Origin of the sequence: Wenzhouxiangella indolica, from assembly GCF_042310355.1 — a bacterium.
In the GTDB taxonomy this organism is placed as follows: domain Bacteria; phylum Pseudomonadota; class Gammaproteobacteria; order Xanthomonadales; family Wenzhouxiangellaceae; genus Wenzhouxiangella.
Genome location: NZ_JBHJMR010000007.1, coordinates 96,150 through 115,809 on the forward strand (window position 1 = coordinate 96,150; position 19,660 = coordinate 115,809).

Genomic DNA, 19,660 nt, shown 5'->3' on the forward strand with positions numbered 1-19,660 from the left:
TGCCTCGATATCACTCCAGCCATGACCTGGCATTGTGGAACATCTTCATCCACGGGGAAAGTTCGCCCCATTCGGCGGGCGCCCAGGAATAGTTCACGGCCCGCAGCAGTCGCTCAGGGTGCGGCATCATGATCGTCGCCCGACCGGTGGAACTGCTCAGGCCGGTGATGCCGTCCGGCGATCCGTTGGGATTGTCGGGATAGCGAAGCGCGGGGGCGCCGTCGGCCATCACATAACGAACTGCAACCGGCAAACCCGCCAGGGACTCGCCGGCGAACCGCGCCCGACCCTCGCCGTGCGCGGTCACGATCGGCAGCCGGGAGCCGGCCATGCCGGCAAAGAACAGCGAAGTGCTGTCCTCGATCTCGACCTGGCTGAGCCTCGCCTCGAACTGGCGCGAGCGGTTGACGACGAAATCCGGCCAGTCGGCGGTGCCCGGAATGATCTCGCGCAGGGCCGAAAGCATCTGGCAACCGTTGCACACGCCCAGGGCGAAACGGCCCGGATCCTCGAAAAAAGCCTGAAAGGCGTCGCGCAGGGCCGCATTGAACAGGATCGAACGGGCCCAGCCCTGGCCGGCGCCCAGCACATCGCCGAAGGAAAAGCCGCCGCAGGCGGCCAGGCCGTGGAAGTCGGCCAGGGACTGGCGCCCGTGCTCGAGGTCGCTCATATGGACGTCGACTGCTTCGAAACCGGCCGCCATGAAAGCACGCGCCATCTCGCGCTGGCCGTTGACGCCCTGCTCGCGCAAGATGGCGACGCGCGGCCGGGCACCGGTATGGACGGCCACCGGCGACGGCAGCTCGAAAGTGAGCTTCGAAACCAGGCCGGTTCGGTCGAAGTCGGCCACCGCGCGATATTCCTCCTCGGCGCATTCCGGGTGGTCGCGCAGGCGCTGCATGCGGTAGCTCGTCTCGGCCCAGCGCCGCGCCAGATCGGACAGGTCGCGCGACAACAGCGTACGGTCGCCGGCCATGATCTCCAGCCGCGTGCCGTCGCCGACCCGGCCGATGACCGAGGTGCATGCACCCAGCCCGGCGTCGGCCAGCGCTGCCTCGACCGACGCCAGCTCGCCATCGGCCACCTGCATGACCAGCCCGAGTTCCTCGTTGAACAGCACGGCAAGCGGATCGGCAGCGCTGTCCCCCAGGTCCAGATGCAGGCCCCGGCGACCCGCCAGGGCCATCTCGAGCACGGTCGTGAACAAGCCGCCGTCGGAACGATCGTGGCAGGCCAGGACCTGGCCCGACCCGACCAGGTGCTGTACGGCTTCGAAGGCCGCCTTGAGCAGCGCCGGGTCGTCGACGTCGGGCACTTCGCCGAGCTGGCGCGAGAAGACCTGCGCCAGCGCCGACCCGCCCAGACGCTGGCGGCCGAGGTCGATCAAAACCAACTGACTACCTGGCCCGGCCTGCAGTTGCGGCGTGACATGGCGCCGGACGTCGCTGACCGGCGCGAAGGCAGAAACGATTAGCGAAACCGGCGCGATCATGCGCCGCTGCTCCTCGCCCTCGGACCACACCGTCTGCATCGACAGGGAATCCTTGCCGACCGGGATGGACAGTTCCAGCTGCGGGCATAGCGAGGCGACCGCTTCGACAGCGGCGCGCAGGGCCGCATCCTGCCCGGGCGCGCCCGCGGCCGCCATCCAGTTGGCCGACAGCTTGACGTGCGAGAGCGCGCGCACGCAGACCCCGGCGAGGTTGGTAAGCACCTCGCCCACGGCCACGCGGGCGGCGGCGGCAGAATCCTGGACGGCGAGTGGCGTGCGCTCGCCCATCGCCATGGCCGTGCCGGCGTGGCCGTCGTAGTCGAGCAGGGAAATCGCGCAATCGGCCACCGGCACCTGGTGCGGGCCGACCATCTGGTCGCGTACGCTCAGGCCGCCGACCGTGCGATCGCCGATGGTGATCAAAAACTGCTTGCTGCCGACCGACGGTAGCGCCAGCACACGCTCGGCCGCCTGGTCGATCGAGACATCGTCGAGGCTGCCGATCTCCAGCGCCAGTCGATCGCTGAACGCGTCGCGGTGCATTCGCGGCGGCTTGCCGAGCAGCACCTCCAGCGGCATGTCCACGGCGGGTCGCTCGCCCAGCCGGTCGGACAGCAGTAACCGGCCCTCCTCGGTGGCTTCACCCAGGTCGGCCCAGGGGCAGCGCTCGCGCTCGCACAGCGCGGCGAATCGATCGAGATCATCCGGCGCGACCGCCAGTACGTAGCGCTCCTGCGCCTCGTTGCACCACAGCTCCACGGGCGAGAGCGCGGGATCGTTGGTGGGAATCTCGCGCAGCTCGAGCCGGCCGCCAACGCCGCCATCGTGGAGCAGTTCGGGCAGCGCATTGGACAGGCCGCCGGCGCCGACATCGTGAATCGACTTGATCGGGTTGGCCTCGCCCTGCAACCAGCAGCGATCGATCACCTCCTGGGCACGCCGCTGCATTTCCGGGTTGCCGCGCTGCACGGAGGCGAAATCCAGGTCGGCGTCGGATTGGCCCGAGCTCATCGACGAAGCCGCGCCGCCGCCGAGCCCGATCAGCATGGCCGGGCCGCCGAGGACGATCACGCGATCGCCGGCGGCCAGGGGCTTCTTGTGCGTCTGCCCGTCGGCAATCATGCCGCTGCCGCCGGCGATCATGATCGGCTTGTGGTAACCCCACAGCCTGTCGCCGATACGGGCGCTGAACGTCCGGAAGTAGCCCAGCAGGAGGGGGCGGCCGAACTCGTTGTTGAAACGCGCCGCGCCGATCGGCCCGTCGCGCATGATCTCCAGCGCCGAGGCCATGCGATCGGGCTGGCTCCCTGTACGCTCCCAGGGCTGAACCCAGTCGGGTATACGCAGATCCGAGACGGAAAAGCCGCACAGCGCGGCAATCGGTCGCGCGCCGCGCCCGGTGGCCGACTCATCGCGGATCTCGCCGCCCGATCCGGTGGCCGCGCCGGGATCGGGAGAAATCGCCGTGGGGTGGTTGTGCGTTTCGACCTTGATCTGGATATGCGCGCGCCCGGGACGATGGGTGTAGGCGGGCCGATCGGACGCGGTCGCCAGGACCTGTACGTCGAAACCCTCCACTACGGCGGCATTGTCGTCGTAGGCCACCAGGGTGGCGTCCGGCGTGGCCGCATGGGTACTTCGAATGAGCCCGAACAACGAACCCTCGACGGGCTGGCCGTCGACGCTCCAGTCGGCGTTGAAGATCTTGTGACGGCAGTGTTCGGAGTTGGCCTGGGCGAACATCATCAGCTCGGCATCGCTGGGGTCGCGACCCATGCGCCGGTAGGCGTCGACCAGGTAATCGATTTCGTCGTCGCTCAGGGCCAGCCCGAGCCGACGGTTGTGATCTGAAAGCGTGGCAGCGGCGTCGGCGCCGAGTTCGATAACGCCCAATCCGCCGGGTTCGCGCTGGTCGAACCAATGCCGGAGGCCGGCCAGATCATCGAGAATGACCTGTGTCATGCGATCGTGCAGGCAGCGGCGAGCCGGCCCTGACAGCTCGCGGGCGTCGATACCGGTAAGTTCGTAGACCGTGGCGTGCTCCAGGCGGGAAAACCCCTCCAGACCGCAGCGGGTCAGGATATCGCCGGCCTTGCTGGCCCAGGGCGTCACCGTTCCCGGCCTCGGGACGACTAGCAGCTGGTTCGCGGATAGCGCAGCGGCGGCGAACGGCTCAGCCGAAAGCAGCGATAGCAGGTGATTGTGCTGCGGCTCGGCCGGCAGCGACGGGGCATCGACCAGGAACAACGCCCGGGCCTTCAGGCCGATATCGCGCCGTTCGAGCGAAGACAGCTCGGCCGCGAGCCGGGAAAGACGAAACGGCGGCAGCGAGTCCCTGCCGAGCAGGACAATCATTCGTGACCCCGTGAGAACGCTCAAGTGAACGCGCCATTATAGGGCACGCGGTCGGTTGAATGCCCGGACCGACGGCGCGGCCCGGGCGGGAGGCTCACTCGGCCGAGGCCTGTCCGTTACCGAGGCCTTCGAGGCGCTGTCGAAGCTGCTGCGGGGGCACGTAACCGGGAATCATGTCGCCGTTGGCCGTCATCATCGAAGGCGTGCCGGTCACGCCCAGCGACTTGCCCAGCCGGTAGTGTTCCTCCACCGGGTTGTCGCATTTCGCCTGAGGCGGCTGCTGGCCGGCCTTGGCGGTGTTCATCGCGCTTTGCCGGTCGTCCGCGCACCAGACCGAGACCATCGTGTCAAAGGTCTCCGAGCCCGCGCCGGCGCGGGGAAAGGCGAGATAGTTGATGCGAATGCCCTCGTCGATGTATTCATCGATCTGCTCGTGCAGCCGACGGCAATAGCCACAATCCGTGTCCGTGAAAACCATCAATTCATACTCGGCATCCTCGGGACCGAAAGACACCATCTGCGATTCGTCCAGGTCAGCGAGCTTCTCCCGGCGCAGGACGGCCTTGGCGGAGTCCGTCAGGTCGGTCTGGGTCTCCAGGTCGATCATTCGACCCTGCACCAGGTAGCGTCCGTCCTCGCTCATGTAGAGGATCTCGTTGTTGAGCTGAACCTCCATCATCCCCGGCACCGGCGTCTCGGCGATGGAGAGCGTCTCGATCTCCGGCACCAGCGAACGCACCCGTTCCTCGATGGCGCTTTCGTCGGCGGCCGTGACCGGCAGGGCCAGCACCATGCCCATCGCGGCAATCACTCCTGTAAGGCTTTTCATTGGGATCTCCTAAAAAACAGTTTCTGTCGGGCCGATGGTTCGGCATCGCGCATGATAGCCGAGCACGGCGATTGCTTCATTGGAACGCGACGTGTCCGACAAGTTTCAACCAATTCATCCGCGCGGATGATGGCGTTGATGGAGGGACTTCAAGCGGGAGCGGGACACGTGCGTGTAGATCTGCGTGGTCGCCAGGTCGGCGTGACCGAGCAACATCTGGACCACCCGCAGATCGGCGCCGTTGTCGAGCAGATGCGTGGCGAAGCTGTGCCGGAGCCGGTGGGGGTGCACCGGCTCATCAATACCGGCGCGGACCGCCAGGTCCCGTATGCGCGCCCAGATCGCCTGCCGGGACAAAGCCCGCCCCGTGCGGGAAACAAATACCCAGTCTCCCTGCGGTTTGAGCTCAGGTCGCATCGACAGCCAGCACCTGAGGACTTCGCAGGCCGTCTCGCCCAGCGGCACAAGGCGCTCGCGCCCACCCTTGCCGACAACTCGAACCACGCCCTGACCGAGATTCAATCGCGCCAGGGTGAGCGCGGCGAGTTCGGAAACCCGCATGCCGGAGGCGTAGAGCGTCTCGAGGATGGCTCGGTCGCGGAGACCCAGCGGCGCCTTCATGTCCGGAGCCGCCAGCAGCGCCTCGACCTCGCTGGCGCTCATTGTCCCGGGCAAGGCCCTTGGGCGGCGCGGACCCTCGAGATCAAGCATCGGATCGACGGCAATCAGCCGCTCGCGCCGTGCCCAGGCAAAGAACTGGCGCAGGCAGGACAACTGGCGAACGATACTGCTGGTGTTGGCGCCGGAGCGCATTCTGGAGGCGAGGAAGTCGAGCACTTCAGCCCGGGAGGCGGCCGTAGCCCCGGGCACTTGGCCAAAAAACTGCTTCAGATCGCGCCGATAGGCATCCGTGGTTGCCGGCGAGACGCCGCGCTCGGCCCACAGAGCGTCGAGGAAGGAATCGATCATCGATCGATCCGGATGATGGGGGGATTCGGGGGCGGCATGTTCCGCCCCCGAGCGCGTACCCGGGTCGCTCAACCCTTTCCGGTCAGGCGGTTAAGGGTATTGCGTGCGGCCGATTCGACCTCAGAGAAGCCGGAACGGGCCGCCGTGCGCAGCTCTTCGACCAGCTGTCGGCGCTGGTTGATCTGGTGGCTGGCGAGATCATGCAGCGCATCGCGCAGTTGATCCACCGCGGCAAGGACATGCGCCATATCGCCGTCGGTTGCGTCCGCCTTTCGGGCAGCCTTCTTCTTGGAAGCCTTCTTCTTGGAAGCTTTCTTCTTGGAAGCCTTCTTCTTGGAAGCCTTCTTCTTGGAGGCCTTCTTCTTGGAAGCCTTCTTCTTGGAGGCCTTCTTCTTGGAAGCCTTCTTCTTGGAGGCCTTCTTCTTGGAAGCCTTCTTCTTGGAGGCTTTCTTCTTGGAGGCTTTCTTCTTGGAGGCTTTCTTCTTGGAGGCCTTCTTCTTGGAGGCTTTCTTCTTGGAGGCCTTCTTCTTGGAAGCCTTCTTCTTCGAGGCCTTCTTCTTGGAGGCCTTCTTCTTGGAAGCCTTCTTCTTGGAAGCCTTCTTCTTGGCGACCTTGGTCGCACTCGCTGGCGAAGCTACGCCCGGGGACGTCGGAGTCGATGCCGCGGCATTTCCCTCGTCAGGCGCCTGTTGGTCCAGCTGGGTTTCTTCGTTGATTTGCATGATACTGACCTCCCTGGGTCGTGATCAGGATTATCTAACTACTCGCCCGGCGAGAGTCTTCATTGCGGATATGATTGATCCACTCCCTCGCAGCAGTTGCTACTCTGCCATAATCCGTGGCTTCGTTAAAGGCTTCAAGAGCACCTTCACGGTCGCCGGAGTTATAGCGAGCCGTTCCAAGCAGCAGATAAGCGTTACCAGTCTGATTGTCTGAAAGGCCTCCAAGCTCGACGGCTCGGTCCAGCGCTTCGACCGCCTCATCCCAACGTTCCTGGTCGGTCAGAATGAAGGCACGTTGCAAATCGATCTTGCCATCGCTGGACTGGGCACCGGCTCGCTCGTATGCATCCAGTGCTCTTTCGAGCTCCCGGGCCTCGTACCATGCGCCACCGGTCATCTCCCAGTTGCGCCGGGTGTCTTCGACGATGCCCTCTTCGAGGCCTTCGAGCAGCACTTCGGCGGCCTTGCGCGGAAAATCGAACTCCTGCTGAAGACTGGCCAGCTGCATGTATTCACCCTGCTTGTTCAGCAGGCCCTTACGATGCGCGAGCGAGAGCACAGCCATGGAGTCGCGATTGCGATCGAGCTGAACGTAGACCGACGCGAGCTGGGTCCAGTAGTCCTTCTTGTCCGGATTCATGCGAATCAGGGTCTGGAGCACGTCGGACGCCTGGTCGTACTCTTCAAGCTCGAAATGCATGCCGAGCTTGAGCTGGTACCAGTTTTCCTTCGGCTCGTCCGACATCGTGATGGCCCGGTCGATCGCTTCGATCGCGTTGCGGAACTCGTCGATCTGCGCGTGGATGCTGGCCTTCATGACCCAGACATCGACCTTGTTGCGCTGGTCGTCGGGGGTGACGCAGAACCAGATATCGAGCTGATCGAGTGCGTCCTGGAAGCGATCGGTGGTGTAGTACAGCTGCGCGACCTGGAGAATCATCTCGTAATGCTGGTTATTGGGCAGCTGATTCAGGTCGATGGCGCGCTTGAACAGGTTGATCGCTTCTTCGTAGTTCTCTTGCTGGGCACGCACGAACGCCATCGCCTGGAGAATCGTGGCCCGGGCGTACTCGTCGGTGCGATTGCGTTCCAGCAGGGATTCCAGCGCGGGATACGCCTCGGCGTAATTGTCCTCGCCGATCATCTCGTAGATATCACTGAGGCGGTTGTAGGTCCGCTCGGTCAACGCCCCGGCAGACACTTCGCGTTCAACGCCACACTGGTATCCCGCCACCTCGGTCTGCGCCAGCGCCTGACCGGAAGCCACGAAAAGTGCGCTCAACAAAAGGAGATTGGCAGTCTTCATCGTAGGTCGTCCAGGGAGAAGTCGATGGTCTGGGTTGCCTGGCGTTCGACCGCCTGGCCGTCGACCACGCGCGGCTTGAACTTCCAGCGCAGAATTGCGCGAATGGCCTCGCGATCAAATACGCGCGGCGGCTTGGAATCGATCACCCGCGGCGACCGGACCGACCCCGTTTCGTCGATCGTGAACTGAATCGTCACGTAGCCTTCCAGCTGCGCCACGGCGGCGTCGCGCGGATACTGGGGCTGAATGCGTACCAGGGGCACGACATCGCCTTCGGCGTTGCGATCACCCTGGCTCATGGAGCCGAGGAAAGGCCCGGTTCCCGACATCGAGAGGTCAAGATCGGGCATATCCAGATTGGGCATGTCCTGGGGCTGCTGCTCCATCTCGGCGATTTCCATATCCGGCGGCGGCGGCGGCTCTTCCGGCGGCGGCGGCGGCGGCGGACGGCGGCGGTCGCGGGTTTCGACCGTTTCGTCGATATCCACGGGGCCGAAGCGAATGCCCGGCGGCGGCTCCAGCTGTTCGCGCTCCCCGGATGTACCGGAGATCAGCAAATGCATGACGTAGAAAGTCACCAACGTGACCACGACGGCCAGCACAACGGCGACAGCGTATCGAATTCCAGTGCCCATGATTACCTCCCGCCTTCCGGCTCGGCAGAGACCGAGATCCGGCTGATGCCGGCGGCCTGCACCTGGTCCATGACCTCAACGAGCATTCCGGTTCTCGCGCCCCGATCGGCGATCAGGACAACCGCCGATTCCGGGTTCTCCGCCCGGGCGCGCTCGACTTCGGGCCGCACTTCGTGAATTTCGATCTGCTGCTTGTTCATCCAGATCTCGTCGTTGTCCCGTATGGCAATTAGAACATTGCCCTGGGGTCTTGGTTCCGCGGTGATCGCCATGGGCTTGTCGACCTCCACCCCGGTCTCGCGAATGAACGACGTCGTTACGATGAAAAAGATCAGCATGATGAACACGATATCCAACATCGGCGTGATGTTGATCTCGGGCTCGTCCTTTGTTGCGTGTCTGCGTGCCATGTTCTAGTCAACCTGTTTTCGACGCCGATGGTGTCAATCGAATCGGAGCAAATCCTCGAGACGCTCGGTCTCGATTTCGGCCTTGCGCTCGAGGTACGAACCGAAGTACAGCCCCGACAGGGCCGCGACCATGCCCGACATGGTGGGAATGGTGGCCTGCGAGACGCCGGCGGCCATGGCGCGGGCGTTGCCCGTGCCGAAGAAGGCCATGACGTCGAACACCGCCACCATGCCCGTCACCGTTCCGAGAAGCCCAAGCAGGGGGCAAATGGCGATAAGCGTCTGGATGGTTCGGACGTTGCCCTTCATTTCCACCGACAGCTGGCTGATCAACTCCTCGCGGATCCGGCTGGCGTGCCAGGACTGGTGATCCTTCCGCTCTTGCCAAAGGTCGAGAATGTCCTTGCGACGCGCAGGCAGAACACGGAAGTAGTACCAGAAGCGCTCCAGGATCAGTGTCCACATCATCAGGAGCACGACGAGGATCGCCCAGAGGACGTCCCCGCCGAGCTCGATGAAGGCCCGGATTGATTCGAAGAAATTAGCTAGCGCTACCATGGCGACGCTCTGCGAGTCGTGCAATGATGCCGGCCGATTGCTCTTCCAGGATCTGGATCAGCGCGCGGCTGCGGCTTTGCAGCAGACTGTGAAGAATCGTCAGCGGAATGGCAACCGTCAGACCCAGGACCGTGGTGATCAGGGCCATCGAGATACCGCCGGCCATCATGCGCGGATCGCCCGTGCCGAACAGGGTGATCTGCTGGAAGGTGACGATCATGCCGACGACCGTACCCAGCAGACCGATCAGCGGCGCGACCACGTAGAGCACCTTGATCAGCGGCAGCCCGGATTCCAGTGGCGCGGTTTCGCGCAGGATGGCTTCGTCGAGCTTGAGCTCGAGGGTTTCGACATCCTGATCCGGGTTGTCCTGGTAGACCTTCAGCACGCGGCCCAGGGCGTTGCCCTCGTCGGCCTCCTCGCGCTTGAGCTGGCGCTTGATGGCGTTGCCCTTCAGACCCAGCACGATGCCGCGCCAGAGCGCGAACAACACGCCGAAGATGCCCAAGGCGATGATCACGTAGCCCACCTCGGCACCCTGGCGGACACGTTCGCCGAGCGTCGGCGCTCGCACGACCTGCGCGAGGATGGCGCCGCGGGTGCCGTCGATGGCCATGTCGACCACTTCGTCTCCGGAGGCGTCCTGGAGGTTCTGCGCCAGGCGCTGAAAGCGGCCGGCCGGCTGGCGCGGCAGCTCGACGAGCAGGCCCTGATCGCCGTCCCACTGCAGGAACTTGCCGTTGGAAACGACGTTGAATACGCCGACCCGAATGACCTGACGGTCTTCTTCCTTGACGCCGTCGGCGTTGATGATATCGGAGTTGAACTCGACCACCTTGCCGGACTCGGTGATCTCGCGCACCATCTCATACCACATCTGGCGCAGCTCACCGACAGTCGGCAATTCGCTTGCCTGGGCGAGCTCGGCGAAGAACTCCGAACGACCCGGCAGCTGGGCACTGACCATCGACTCCTGCAGGTTGCCCCGCATGTCGCCGGCGACCTGGCGGACAACGCCGAACAGTTCGCCGAGGTTGCCCATGCGCTCGTCAAGGGTGGTCTCGAGTTCAACCAGCTCGAGCTCATTCTCGTCGAACTCGTTCTGCAGACGGTCGGAGCGCTCCTCCTCGGCCTGCAACTCGGCCCGCGCCTGCTCGAGGAGCTGGCGCTGGTTGTTGCGCTGGTCGATGAATTCCTGCAGGCGCTGCTGGTCAACGCGCTGTTCTTCCTGGGCGGCCTGCTGGACGCGCTGCAGCAATTCGTCGAGGGTTTCCTGGGCGCTGGCCGCGAACGGCATCGCCAGCGCCAGAAGTGCGATAAGAACTCTATTCTTGGTCATCATTCACTCTCCGGGGCGGGCACGGGCAGCCGAATCAAGTCGGGTGCGACCTGGTTTCTGGCAATCGCCAGGCCGTCGCTGACCGGCAGCCCGTAGCTGTCGTCAAGCTGCTCGAACTGGCGGCTGTTCGGATTCCACCAACCGGTGGTATTCCCGTCAAGGGACTGCCAGAACACCAGGGTGCGACCGACGCGCAGGAATTCCACCTGCTGACCGTCGGGAAGCGCGCCACGATAGGCTTCCATCGTACGCCCGTATTCCAGCTCGGCCTGGTAGGCCTCGATGATGAGGCGGAATTTCTCCGAGTTGGTGATATCCGAGCGATCCAGCGTGTCGACCACGTTCTCGGCGCGCTCGACGCGCTCCTGAAGGCGGAAAGGCACGTCAGCCCTGACCAGCTGCTCGAGCGTCTCGGCCATATCGATCATCAGCGGGACGACGTCGCGGTTGGTCTGCTCCAGGCCGGCGAGCTGGTCGTTGATCGAGACAATCTCATCTTCCTGATTGTCGACCACCGACTGCATCTGCTCGTTATAGCGCTGAAGGCTCTCGGTTTCGGCCAGCACCTGCCGATACTCGTCGACCAGCTGCTGGGTTTCCTCGTCGAGCTGATTGATTCGTTCCTGCGTCTGCGCAGCCTGACGCGTGATCTGGTTCTCGACGTCGATACTGCGGTCAAGTACCTGCGCATTGACGGCGAAGGCGCCGAGCAACAGCCCGGAGCCCAGCACCAGCAGGCGTGAAATTGGCGTTGAATGTTGTGGCATTGTCGTATCCGCTATGCTTGAAATTCGTGGCTTTGCAAATGTCTCGGCATTGGCCTAGACCGGCAATCAAACTAGAATACCGCGCACACCATCGAATTGAAAGACGATAGGTGAACGCGATCCCGCACCGGCTTGCCGGAATGCGGAACCTACCCGCATCCAGGCGCGACGTCAAATCCTGTGTCAGAAAAATCGACTTCCAGCCCGCCGCCGAACCCTGATCGATTGCCCGCCTGCGGACTGTTCCGCCGTCTGGCATCAATGGTTTACGACGCCCTCCTGGTCGTGGCACTGCTCATGGCCGCGGCGGCTCTTCTTGTCGTGCCCTACGGCGACGGGATTCCGTCGGGAACGCTCTGGTTCCAGTTTTATCTGCTGATCGTGTGCTGGGCCTACTTCGCCGTGTGTTGGCGAATGGGCGGGCAGACCGTGGGCATGAAGGCCTGGCGAATCAGGCTCCTGACGGACGACGGGGGGAAGATCGGCTGGTCGAGCTCCGCCCTTCGCTTCCTGGCGGCCGCGCTCTCGGCGGCCCCGGCCGGGCTCGGTTATATCTGGAGCCTGTTCGAACCGCAACGGCGAACCTGGCACGACCTGATCAGCTCGACACGCCTGGTCGTCGAGCCAAGGGTCGCGAAACGTCGCGGCTGACCGCGCCGGCCGCAGCCCGCTCACAGACGCCTCAGCAAGACCAGCCCGAGGGCGCCGAAAAACAGCGCCGGCAGGATCATCAACAGCCACAACGGGCCGGGCCAGAGCATGGCCGTGCCGCGTATCAGCCGGCTCATCACGAAAAACATCAGGCCCAGCGACAGCCCGACGAAGGTGCTCAGGCCGCGACCGCCCTGCCGGCCGCCGCGGAACGCGAAGGGCAGGCTGACCAGGATCATCGCCAACACGTTGAGCGGAAAGAAGACCCGGTTCCAGAGCGCCTGCCGGTAGCGCCCCGTATCCAGCTCGTTGGCATCGAGCAGAGAGATCATGCCCAGCAGGTCGCCGATGGCGAGCATGCGCGGCTTGCTCACCGCCGAGGCGAACAGATCGTAGCTCAGCGTGGACTCGAGGGTCACTGAAGGCCGGCGACGCGATTGCAGCTCGTCGAAAACGCCGCGCTCGGCCACGCGGCGCAGCTGCCACGCGTCACCGGTGTGGGTCGCCGACACGGCGTGCATGATCCGGTCGGGCTGCATGCCTTCGTCGATCCGATAGACCAGCACGTCGCCGAACTCGGGGCGGTTGTCGTCTCCCCAGGCCGAGTAGCCGATGCGAATCATCATCCGGCCATCCCTCAGCCACAGCGCGCCGTACTTGCCCAGGTGAACCTGGCCACTTCGAAGCTGGTCGCGTTGCGCGCTGGCGCGCGCATCCAGGCCCGGAATCATGAACTCCGCCAGCAGGAACAGCAGCAGCAGGCACACACCCACCGACAGCATCACGCTGGCCAGGATCCGGCCGCGGTCGTAGCCGGCCGCGCGCATGGCCACGAGCTCGTTGGTGCCGGCCAGACCGCCGAGCCCGAGCATCGTGCCGATCAGCGCGGCAAAGGGAAAAATGTCGTACAGGCGACTGGGGGTCGTCTGGGCAATGTAGACGAGCATCTGCGCGGGACCGTAGTCACCGGTCAGGTCCTGCGCTTCGCGCACGAACTCGATGAGCGTGTAGAGCCCGACGAGCAGGATGGCGACGATCAGCACCCAGACCAGCACCGTGCGGCTGACGTAGCGGCCCAGCACGCCCGCGATCACCACGACCTCCAGTGGCGCCAGAAAAGCAGCGCAACAAGTAGCGTCAGGGCGCCGTGAACCGGCCAGAGCCCGGGGCCCCGCATGGCATCGTGCTGCTCCATCAGGATCAGCCCGCCGTGCACGGCGTTGCTGTAGACCAGGTAAAGGACGAGTGCGGCCACGACGCTCGCGTGCCGGCCCTGCCTCGGCCTGCGGCTCGACAAGGGCAGCGCGAGCAGGCCGAGCAAGAGCCCCGCCATGGGGGCGGCCAGGCGCCAGTGCCATTCCCGCCGTTCGGCGGGCGAGTCGGCCGGCCACAGGGCCGGAAGTCGATACGCTGACTCGCTCTCGACGGCCGCATCCTTCGGTGTCGGCAGCCTCAACTCATTGCGCGCAAAGCGCATTTCGCGCACCGCGCCGTCGAGCCGTTGCGAGGCGTGCTGCAACTGGTAGCCGTCGCGCAGCAGCAGGTAGCGGCCCTCGTCTTCCCCCGGCAGCCACAGGCGCCCCCGGCTGGCCGCCACGAGCTGCGTGCTGCCTTCTTCCATGTGCTGGATGAAGATATCCCGCAGCTCGTCGTCGCGACGATCGATGCCGCCGACGTAAATGGTGGTCCGTCCCTGGTTGAGTCGATCGAACTGACCCGGCCTCAGGCCCGCGACCATCGCGTTGCGGGCGGCATCCGCCAGCAGCGTGGCCGACCGCTCCACGGCCATGGGGGAGACCCAGCCGGAAACCAGCAAGAGCCCGCCGGCCCACAGAGCGGCCACGACCAGGATCGGCCGCAGTAGCCGCCGGTACGCCAGGCCGCCGCTGCGCATCACGACCAGCTCGCTTTCTTCCTGCAGGCGCCCGAGGGTCATCAACAGCCCCGTCAGCAGCGCGAGCGGACCGACCAGCATGATCGCTTCGGGCAGCCGCAACGCGAGCATGAGCAGCACGCTGCCGCCGGGCAAGTCGCCCTGCGCCGCCTCGCCCAACAGTTCGGCGAGAAACAGGGCGCTGACCACGCCGAGAAACACGAACAGGCTCAGCATGCTGGCGAGCAGGCCCTGCTTCAGGATGTAGCGCTGGAGGATCAGCATTCAGGCCTTCGCCTTCGAGGGTTACAATGGCAGGCTGTCATTATCATGCACGTCAACGCGGGAAACGAAGCGATATGCAGTTTACAACCACCGATGCCGCCGTCACGGCGGTCGAAACCGATTGTCTCATTGCCGGACTGGCCGACAACAAGCTGAGCGGAGCCCTGGCCGATATCGACCAAGCCAGCGACGGGCTGCTTTCACGCCTGCGCGACAGCGGCGACCTGCCGAGCAAGGCCGGCCAGACCGTGCTGTTGCACGCCGTACCCGGCATCGCGGCTGATCGGCTCCTGGTAGTCGGGCTCGGCAAGGCTGAAAAGTTCGACGGCGTCGCCTTCGACAAGGCCGTCAAGGCCGCCGGCAAGACGCTCAGGCAGTCACGGGCGACGAGCGCACACTGCCTGCTCGCCGCCGCCGAGGTCAATGACCGCGGCAGCGACTGGAAGCTTCGCCAGGCCGGCATCGCCCTGATCTACGCCGACTACGTCTACAGCGCGACCAAGAAGCCGAAGGACGACGCGCCGCCGGCGATCGAATCGGTCAGCTTCCCCGCCGGCGACGGCGTCGAGCAACAGCTCGCGCTGGCTTCGGCCATCGCCGCCGGCGTGCGGCGCGCACGCGACCTGGCCGACCTGCCGCCCAATATCTGCACGCCCATCCACCTGGCCGAGACGGCAGAGAAGATGGCCGCCGACCACGCGGGCCTCGAGGTCGAGATCCTCGAAGAAGAAGAGATGCGCAATCTGGGCATGAACGCGCTCATGGCGGTTGCCGACGGCAGCGCCAACCGCCCGCGCCTGATCCGCCTGAGCTGGAAGGGCGGCAAGGACGGCGACGCCCCGCTGGCGATGGTCGGCAAGGGCGTGACCTTCGACACCGGCGGCATCTCGATCAAGCCGCGCGACATGATGGAGCAGATGAAGTTCGACATGGGCGGGGCGGCCGCCACCATCGGCGCGATGGAAGCCGTGGCGCGGCTGAAACTGCCGATGAACGTCGAAGGCGTGGTCGCCGCGGTCGAGAACATGCCCGACGGCAAGGCCTATCGGCCGGGAGATGTGATCACCGCGATGAACGGCAAGACCATCGAAGTGCACAACACCGACGCCGAAGGCCGCATGATCCTGGCCGACGCATTGTGCTGGACCGGGCAGAACCTGAAGCCGCAGACAACCGTCGACATGGCCACCCTGACCGGGGCCTGCGTCATCGCCCTGGGCCACCACGCCAGCGCGGTCATGACGCAGGACGACGAGCTGGCCGACGAACTGCTTGCCGCCGGCCAGCGCTCGGTCGATCGCACCTGGCGCCTGCCGCTGTGGGACGATTACCAGGAACAGATCGAATCACCGTTTGCCGACATGAAGAACATCGGCGGCATGCCCGCGGGCAGCATCACCGCCGGCTGCTTCCTGTCGCGCTTCGCCGAAGGCCAGCGCTGGGCCCACATCGACTGCGCCGGCTCGGCCTGGCAATGGGGCAAACCCGAATCCGGCACCGGCCGGCCCGTGGGCATGCTCGTCGACTGGCTGGTGGACCGCGCCGGCGGCTGGGACAAAATTGCACGCTGAGGGCCGAGTCCATATGCAGGTCATGGCCCTAGTCCCGAGTCCCGAGTCCCGAGTCCCGTGCGCGTAGACTTCTACGAAATGGGCGGGCGCTTCAGTGATCCGCTGTATGTCGCCGGGGTGCTGGTCTCCAAGGCCTGGCCGGCGACGAAGGATATTGCCATCGTCGGATCTTCCGGCGACCTGGCGAAGCTCGACGAGCAGCTGTGGGAGCAGCCCGAGGGCCGCTTCCTGCCGCACGAGCGCGGCGAGTCGAAAGCGCCGATCCGGTTGCTGGAGAACGCGCCCGAGCAGGCCGGCCTCCTGATCAACCTGGACCCAAGCGCTCCCCTGCCCGCCGGCCGCTACCAGCGCATCCTCGAGATCGTGCCGCCGGACGAGTCGCTCAAGCAGAAGTTGCGGGAGCGGTGGATGGCGTGGAAGGAGCGGGGGGCGGAGTTGCAGCATCATGTTCTTAAATGAAGGGTTCAGGTTTCAGGGTTCAGGTTTCAGGAGCGGGCTTCGATTGGTCTTTCCTGAAACCTGAAACCTGAAACCTGAAACCTTACAAGACAAACAGAACCCGAACGTCATGGATAAAACATATAGCCCCGAAAATATCGAAGCGCGCTGGTACCCGTACTGGGAAGAGAAAGGCTGCTTCAAGCCCTCCGGCGAAGGCAAGCCCTTCACCATCCTGCTGCCGCCCCCGAACGTCACCGGCACGCTGCATATGGGGCACGCCTTCCAGCACACGTTGATGGACGCGCTGATTCGCTACCAGCGCCTGAAGGGGCGCGACACGCTGTGGCAGGTCGGGGTCGATCACGCCGGTATCGCCACCGAGATGGTCGTCACGCGCCAGATCGAGGCCGAGGGCGGCAAGCGTGATGACTACACGCGCGAGGAATTCGTCGACAAGGTCTGGGACTGGAAGGAACACTCCGGCTCGACCATTACCGGCCAGATGCGCCGCCTGGGCGCCTCGGCCGACTGGTCGCGCGAGCGCTTCACCATGAACCCGGACTTGTCCGAGGCGGTCAACGAGACCTTCGTTCGCCTGTACAAGGAGGGCAAGATCTACCGCGGCCCGCGCCTGGTCAACTGGGACCCGGTACTGCAGACCGCGATCTCGGATCTCGAAGTGGTCAACAGCGAAGAACAGGGCAAGCTCTGGTCGATCCGTTATCCGAGAACCGACGGCGAAGGCGACGTCATCGTCGCCACCACGCGACCCGAAACCCTGCTCGGCGACGTCTGCGTGGCCGTGCATCCCGATGACGAACGCTACGCCGACCTGGTCGGCAAGACCGTCGAGCTGCCGCTGACGGGCCGGCAGATTCCCGTCGTCGCCGACGACTACGTGGACATGGAATTCGGCACCGGCTGCGTCAAGATCACGCCGGCGCACGACTTCAACGACTGGGAAGTCGGCAACCGTCACGATTTCGAACCGATCAACATCTTCACGCCCACGGCCGAGATCAACGACCAGGCGCCGGAAGCCTACCGCGGCCTCGACCGTTTCGAAGCGCGAAAGCGCGTGATCGAAGACCTGAAAGCACAGGACCTGCTGGTCGAGGAAAAGGCCCACACCCTGATGGTGCCCCGCGGCGATCGCTCGGGCCAGATCATCGAGCCCTTCCTGACCGACCAGTGGTTCGTGAAGATGGACGAACTCGGCAAGATCGGCCTCGATGCGGTCGAGTCCGGCGAGATCGAGTTCGTGCCCGGCAACTGGATCAACACCTACCGCCACTGGATGGAAAACCTGCAGGACTGGTGCATCTCGCGCCAGCTTTGGTGGGGGCATCGCATCCCCGCCTGGTACGACGAAGCCGGCCAGGTCTACGTCGGCCGCACGGAAGACGAGGCGCGCGCCGGAAGCGAGCTGCCGGCCGACGCGAAGCTCACGCAGGACGAGGACGTGCTCGAGACCTGGTTCTCCTCCGCGCTGTGGGCCCACTCCACCCTGGGCTGGCCGGACGAGCAAAGAATGCAGTCGGAAGGCTTCGACCGCTACCTGCCCACCTCGGTGCTGATCACCGGCTTCGACATCATCTTCTTCTGGGTCGCGCGGATGATCATGATGACGAAGCACTTCACCGGCCAGGTGCCCTTCGAGCAGGTCTACATCACCGGCCTGATCCGCGACCGCGACGGCCAGAAGATGTCGAAGTCCAAGGGCAACGTGCTCGACCCGATCGATCTGATCGACGGCATCGAGCTCGAGGCCCTGGTGGAAAAGCGCACCGCCTCGATGATGCAGCCGCAAAAAGCCAAGGCCGTTGCCAAAGCCACGCGCGACGAGTACCCCGACGGCATTCCGGCTTTCGGCGCCGACGCGCTGCGCTTCACCTTCGCCACCCTGGCCGGACACGGCCGCGACATCAAGTTCGACCTGGGCCGCTGCGAGGGCTACCGCAACTTCCTCAACAAGCTCTGGAACGCGGCGCGCTTTACCTTGATGAACACCGGCGAAGAGACGCTACCGGTGCCGGCCGAGTCCGACTACGACGTGCTCTCGCGCTGGATCCGCTCGGCGCTCGGCCGCACCATCCATGAAGTCGACGCCGCCCTGGCCGACTACCGCTTCGACCTGGCGGCAAAAGCGCTGTATGAATTCGTCTGGCACGAGTTCTGCGACTGGTACCTGGAGCTGGCCAAGCCCGCACTCGCAGACGATGCCGACGAGGCCACCGCCCGGGCCACCCGCTACACGCTGGCGACCGTGCTGGAAGCCACGCTCAAGCTGCTGCACCCCTTCGTGCCCTTCGTCACCGAGGAAATCTGGCAGCGCGTGCGCGTACCCGCCGGCGTGGACGCCGACACGATCATGGCGACCCGCTGGCCCGAGGCCGCCGCCATCGACGAATCGGCAGAACAGGACACGGAGTGGCTCAAGACGGTGATCTCCGCCATCCGTTCAGCCCGCACCGAGCTGGGCCTGGCGCCGGGCAAGCCCATGCCGCTGATGGTCCAGCTGGGCACCGAAAACGATCACGAGCGACTGGAACGCTTCGACACCCTGATCAAGCGCCTGGCGCGCATCGAGTCGATCGAACGCGTCGCCGACGACCGCGACAGCGGCGATTGCGCGGTCGCCCTGGCCGGCAACCTGCGCCTGCTGATTCCGCTCGCCGGCCTGGTCGACATCGGCGAGGAACTGGCCCGCCTGAAAAAGCAGCTCGAGCGCGAACAAAAGGGCCTGACCCAGGTCGAGAAGAAGCTCGCCAACGAACGCTTCGTCGACAACGCCCCGGCCGAGGTGGTCGAGAAGGAACGCCGGCGGCTGGAAGAACACAAGGGCAAGGTGGCCGAGCTTTCCTCGCAGATCGATAAACTGTCCGCACTGCAATGAGCATCCGGAAATAACCATGTCCCGACACTTCGAGAACGCGCCCGGCCTGTGCGAACAGCCGGATCGCGAGACTGCCGATTACGTGTTCAACCACACCATGCTGCGCGTCAAGGATCCCGAGCGCAGCCTGGATTTCTACAGCCGCGTGCTCGGCATGCGGCTGCTGCGCCGGCTCGATTTCGAGGAGATGCGCTTCACGCTCTACTTCCTCGGCTACCTGGGCGACGAGCAGGCCGCGGCCGTGCCCACCGAAGACGACAAGCGCACCACCTTCACCTTTTCGGGCCGGGGCGTGCTGGAACTGACGCACAACTGGGGCACGGAAGACGACCCCGAAGTGGCCTATCACGACGGCAACGCCGAGCCGCAGGGCTTCGGCCACATCGCCATCTCGGTGCCGGATATCCATGCCGCGGCCGAGCGGATGGAAGCGCTGGGCGTGGAGTTCGTCAAGCGGCCGGACGACGGCAAGATGAAGGGCCTGGCCTTCATCAAGGATCCCGACGGCTACTGGATCGAAGTTCTTCAGCCGGACATGATCGAGCGCCAGAACGGCTGATC

17 protein-coding genes are annotated in these 19,660 nt (G+C 64.8%); 5 read left to right on the forward strand and 12 right to left on the reverse strand.

All coding sequences use genetic code 11. The features are described from left to right. Positions 1 to 10 precede the first annotated feature (10 nt). The 10 genes from purL to ACDC67_RS09730 form a co-directional block, all read right to left on the reverse strand. Positions 11 to 3,847: a phosphoribosylformylglycinamidine synthase gene (gene purL, locus ACDC67_RS09685; RefSeq protein ID WP_376692670.1), complete on the reverse strand. Its 3,837-nt coding sequence runs from the start codon at positions 3,845 to 3,847 to the stop codon at positions 11 to 13. Positions 3,848 to 3,941: 94 nt separating this feature from the next. Beyond that, positions 3,942 to 4,676, reverse strand: a complete 735-nt coding sequence (locus ACDC67_RS09690; protein ID WP_376692672.1) for a DsbC family protein — start codon at positions 4,674 to 4,676, stop codon at positions 3,942 to 3,944. Between the two features lie 114 nt (positions 4,677 to 4,790). Then, positions 4,791 to 5,645, reverse strand: coding sequence for a site-specific tyrosine recombinase XerD (gene xerD, locus ACDC67_RS09695; protein WP_376692673.1), 855 nt, complete (start codon positions 5,643 to 5,645; stop codon positions 4,791 to 4,793). Between the two features lie 68 nt (positions 5,646 to 5,713). After that, a complete protein-coding gene (locus ACDC67_RS09700; protein WP_376692675.1) occupies positions 5,714 to 6,367 on the reverse strand; it encodes a hypothetical protein in 654 nt (217 codons plus the stop codon). 34 nt (positions 6,368 to 6,401) lie between these two features. Further along, on the reverse strand, positions 6,402 to 7,673 hold the full coding sequence (locus tag ACDC67_RS09705; RefSeq protein WP_376692676.1) for a tetratricopeptide repeat protein: 1,272 nt from the start codon (positions 7,671 to 7,673) through the stop codon (positions 6,402 to 6,404). Further along, positions 7,670 to 8,308 (reverse strand): energy transducer TonB, encoded by a 639-nt coding sequence (locus ACDC67_RS09710; RefSeq protein ID WP_376692678.1) that lies wholly within the window; start codon positions 8,306 to 8,308, stop codon positions 7,670 to 7,672. Before ACDC67_RS09710 ends, ACDC67_RS09705 begins: the two co-directional genes overlap by 4 nt. A 2-nt stretch (positions 8,309 to 8,310) precedes the next feature. Continuing rightward, on the reverse strand, positions 8,311 to 8,718 hold the full coding sequence (locus ACDC67_RS09715; protein WP_376692679.1) for an ExbD/TolR family protein: 408 nt from the start codon (positions 8,716 to 8,718) through the stop codon (positions 8,311 to 8,313). Positions 8,719 to 8,751: 33 nt separating this feature from the next. Continuing rightward, a complete protein-coding gene (locus ACDC67_RS09720; RefSeq protein WP_376692681.1) occupies positions 8,752 to 9,276 on the reverse strand; it encodes a MotA/TolQ/ExbB proton channel family protein in 525 nt (174 codons plus the stop codon). Next, on the reverse strand, positions 9,260 to 10,615 hold the full coding sequence (locus ACDC67_RS09725; protein ID WP_376692683.1) for a MotA/TolQ/ExbB proton channel family protein: 1,356 nt from the start codon (positions 10,613 to 10,615) through the stop codon (positions 9,260 to 9,262). Before ACDC67_RS09725 ends, ACDC67_RS09720 begins: the two co-directional genes overlap by 17 nt. After that, a complete protein-coding gene (locus ACDC67_RS09730) occupies positions 10,615 to 11,382 on the reverse strand; it encodes a DUF3450 domain-containing protein (RefSeq protein ID WP_376692685.1) in 768 nt (255 codons plus the stop codon). The genes ACDC67_RS09725 and ACDC67_RS09730 overlap by 1 nt, the downstream gene beginning before the upstream one ends. Positions 11,383 to 11,562: 180 nt before the next feature. On the opposite strand from ACDC67_RS09730, the gene ACDC67_RS09735 reads away from it, so the two are divergent. Beyond that, positions 11,563 to 12,033, forward strand: a complete 471-nt coding sequence (locus tag ACDC67_RS09735; protein ID WP_376692686.1) for an RDD family protein — start codon at positions 11,563 to 11,565, stop codon at positions 12,031 to 12,033. A gap of 20 nt (positions 12,034 to 12,053) precedes the next feature. On the opposite strand, the gene lptG is transcribed toward ACDC67_RS09735, so the two are convergent. Both lptG and lptF read right to left on the reverse strand, forming a co-directional pair. Further along, positions 12,054 to 13,127 carry an LPS export ABC transporter permease LptG gene (gene lptG, locus ACDC67_RS09740; RefSeq protein WP_376692688.1) on the reverse strand — a complete coding sequence of 358 codons (1,074 nt, stop codon included), beginning with the start codon at positions 13,125 to 13,127 and terminating at the stop codon, positions 12,054 to 12,056. Beyond that, on the reverse strand, positions 13,124 to 14,191 hold the full coding sequence (gene lptF, locus ACDC67_RS09745; protein WP_376692690.1) for an LPS export ABC transporter permease LptF: 1,068 nt from the start codon (positions 14,189 to 14,191) through the stop codon (positions 13,124 to 13,126). The genes lptG and lptF overlap by 4 nt, the downstream gene beginning before the upstream one ends. Positions 14,192 to 14,265: 74 nt before the next feature. On the opposite strand from lptF, the gene ACDC67_RS09750 reads away from it, so the two are divergent. From ACDC67_RS09750 to gloA, 4 genes are all read left to right on the forward strand, one after another. Then, positions 14,266 to 15,762 (forward strand): leucyl aminopeptidase, encoded by a 1,497-nt coding sequence (locus ACDC67_RS09750; RefSeq protein ID WP_376692692.1) that lies wholly within the window; start codon positions 14,266 to 14,268, stop codon positions 15,760 to 15,762. A gap of 57 nt (positions 15,763 to 15,819) precedes the next feature. After that, positions 15,820 to 16,221, forward strand: a complete 402-nt coding sequence (locus tag ACDC67_RS09755) for a DNA polymerase III subunit chi (protein ID WP_376692693.1) — start codon at positions 15,820 to 15,822, stop codon at positions 16,219 to 16,221. A gap of 109 nt (positions 16,222 to 16,330) precedes the next feature. Continuing rightward, complete coding sequence (locus tag ACDC67_RS09760) at positions 16,331 to 19,099, forward strand: valine--tRNA ligase (RefSeq protein WP_376692694.1); 2,769 nt, start codon at positions 16,331 to 16,333, stop codon at positions 19,097 to 19,099. A 16-nt stretch (positions 19,100 to 19,115) separates the two neighbouring features. Then, positions 19,116 to 19,658 (forward strand): lactoylglutathione lyase, encoded by a 543-nt coding sequence (gene gloA, locus ACDC67_RS09765; RefSeq protein ID WP_376692695.1) that lies wholly within the window; start codon positions 19,116 to 19,118, stop codon positions 19,656 to 19,658. Positions 19,659 to 19,660 lie beyond the last annotated feature (2 nt).

Coding starts and splice junctions, on each gene's coding strand:
- purL (WP_376692670.1), bottom strand. CDS start 3,847: ATGATTGTCCTGCTCGGCAGGGACTCGCTGCCGCCGTTTCGTCTTTCC.
- ACDC67_RS09690 (WP_376692672.1), bottom strand. CDS start 4,676: ATGAAAAGCCTTACAGGAGTGATTGCCGCGATGGGCATGGTGCTGGCC.
- xerD (WP_376692673.1), bottom strand. CDS start 5,645: ATGATCGATTCCTTCCTCGACGCTCTGTGGGCCGAGCGCGGCGTCTCG.
- ACDC67_RS09700 (WP_376692675.1), bottom strand. CDS start 6,367: ATGCAAATCAACGAAGAAACCCAGCTGGACCAACAGGCGCCTGACGAG.
- ACDC67_RS09705 (WP_376692676.1), bottom strand. CDS start 7,673: ATGAAGACTGCCAATCTCCTTTTGTTGAGCGCACTTTTCGTGGCTTCC.
- ACDC67_RS09710 (WP_376692678.1), bottom strand. CDS start 8,308: ATGGGCACTGGAATTCGATACGCTGTCGCCGTTGTGCTGGCCGTCGTG.
- ACDC67_RS09715 (WP_376692679.1), bottom strand. CDS start 8,718: ATGGCACGCAGACACGCAACAAAGGACGAGCCCGAGATCAACATCACG.
- ACDC67_RS09720 (WP_376692681.1), bottom strand. CDS start 9,276: ATGGTAGCGCTAGCTAATTTCTTCGAATCAATCCGGGCCTTCATCGAG.
- ACDC67_RS09725 (WP_376692683.1), bottom strand. CDS start 10,615: ATGACCAAGAATAGAGTTCTTATCGCACTTCTGGCGCTGGCGATGCCG.
- ACDC67_RS09730 (WP_376692685.1), bottom strand. CDS start 11,382: ATGCCACAACATTCAACGCCAATTTCACGCCTGCTGGTGCTGGGCTCC.
- lptF (WP_376692690.1), bottom strand. CDS start 14,191: ATGCTGATCCTCCAGCGCTACATCCTGAAGCAGGGCCTGCTCGCCAGC.
- ACDC67_RS09750 (WP_376692692.1), top strand. CDS start 14,266: ATGCAGTTTACAACCACCGATGCCGCCGTCACGGCGGTCGAAACCGAT.
- ACDC67_RS09760 (WP_376692694.1), top strand. CDS start 16,331: ATGGATAAAACATATAGCCCCGAAAATATCGAAGCGCGCTGGTACCCG.
- gloA (WP_376692695.1), top strand. CDS start 19,116: ATGTCCCGACACTTCGAGAACGCGCCCGGCCTGTGCGAACAGCCGGAT.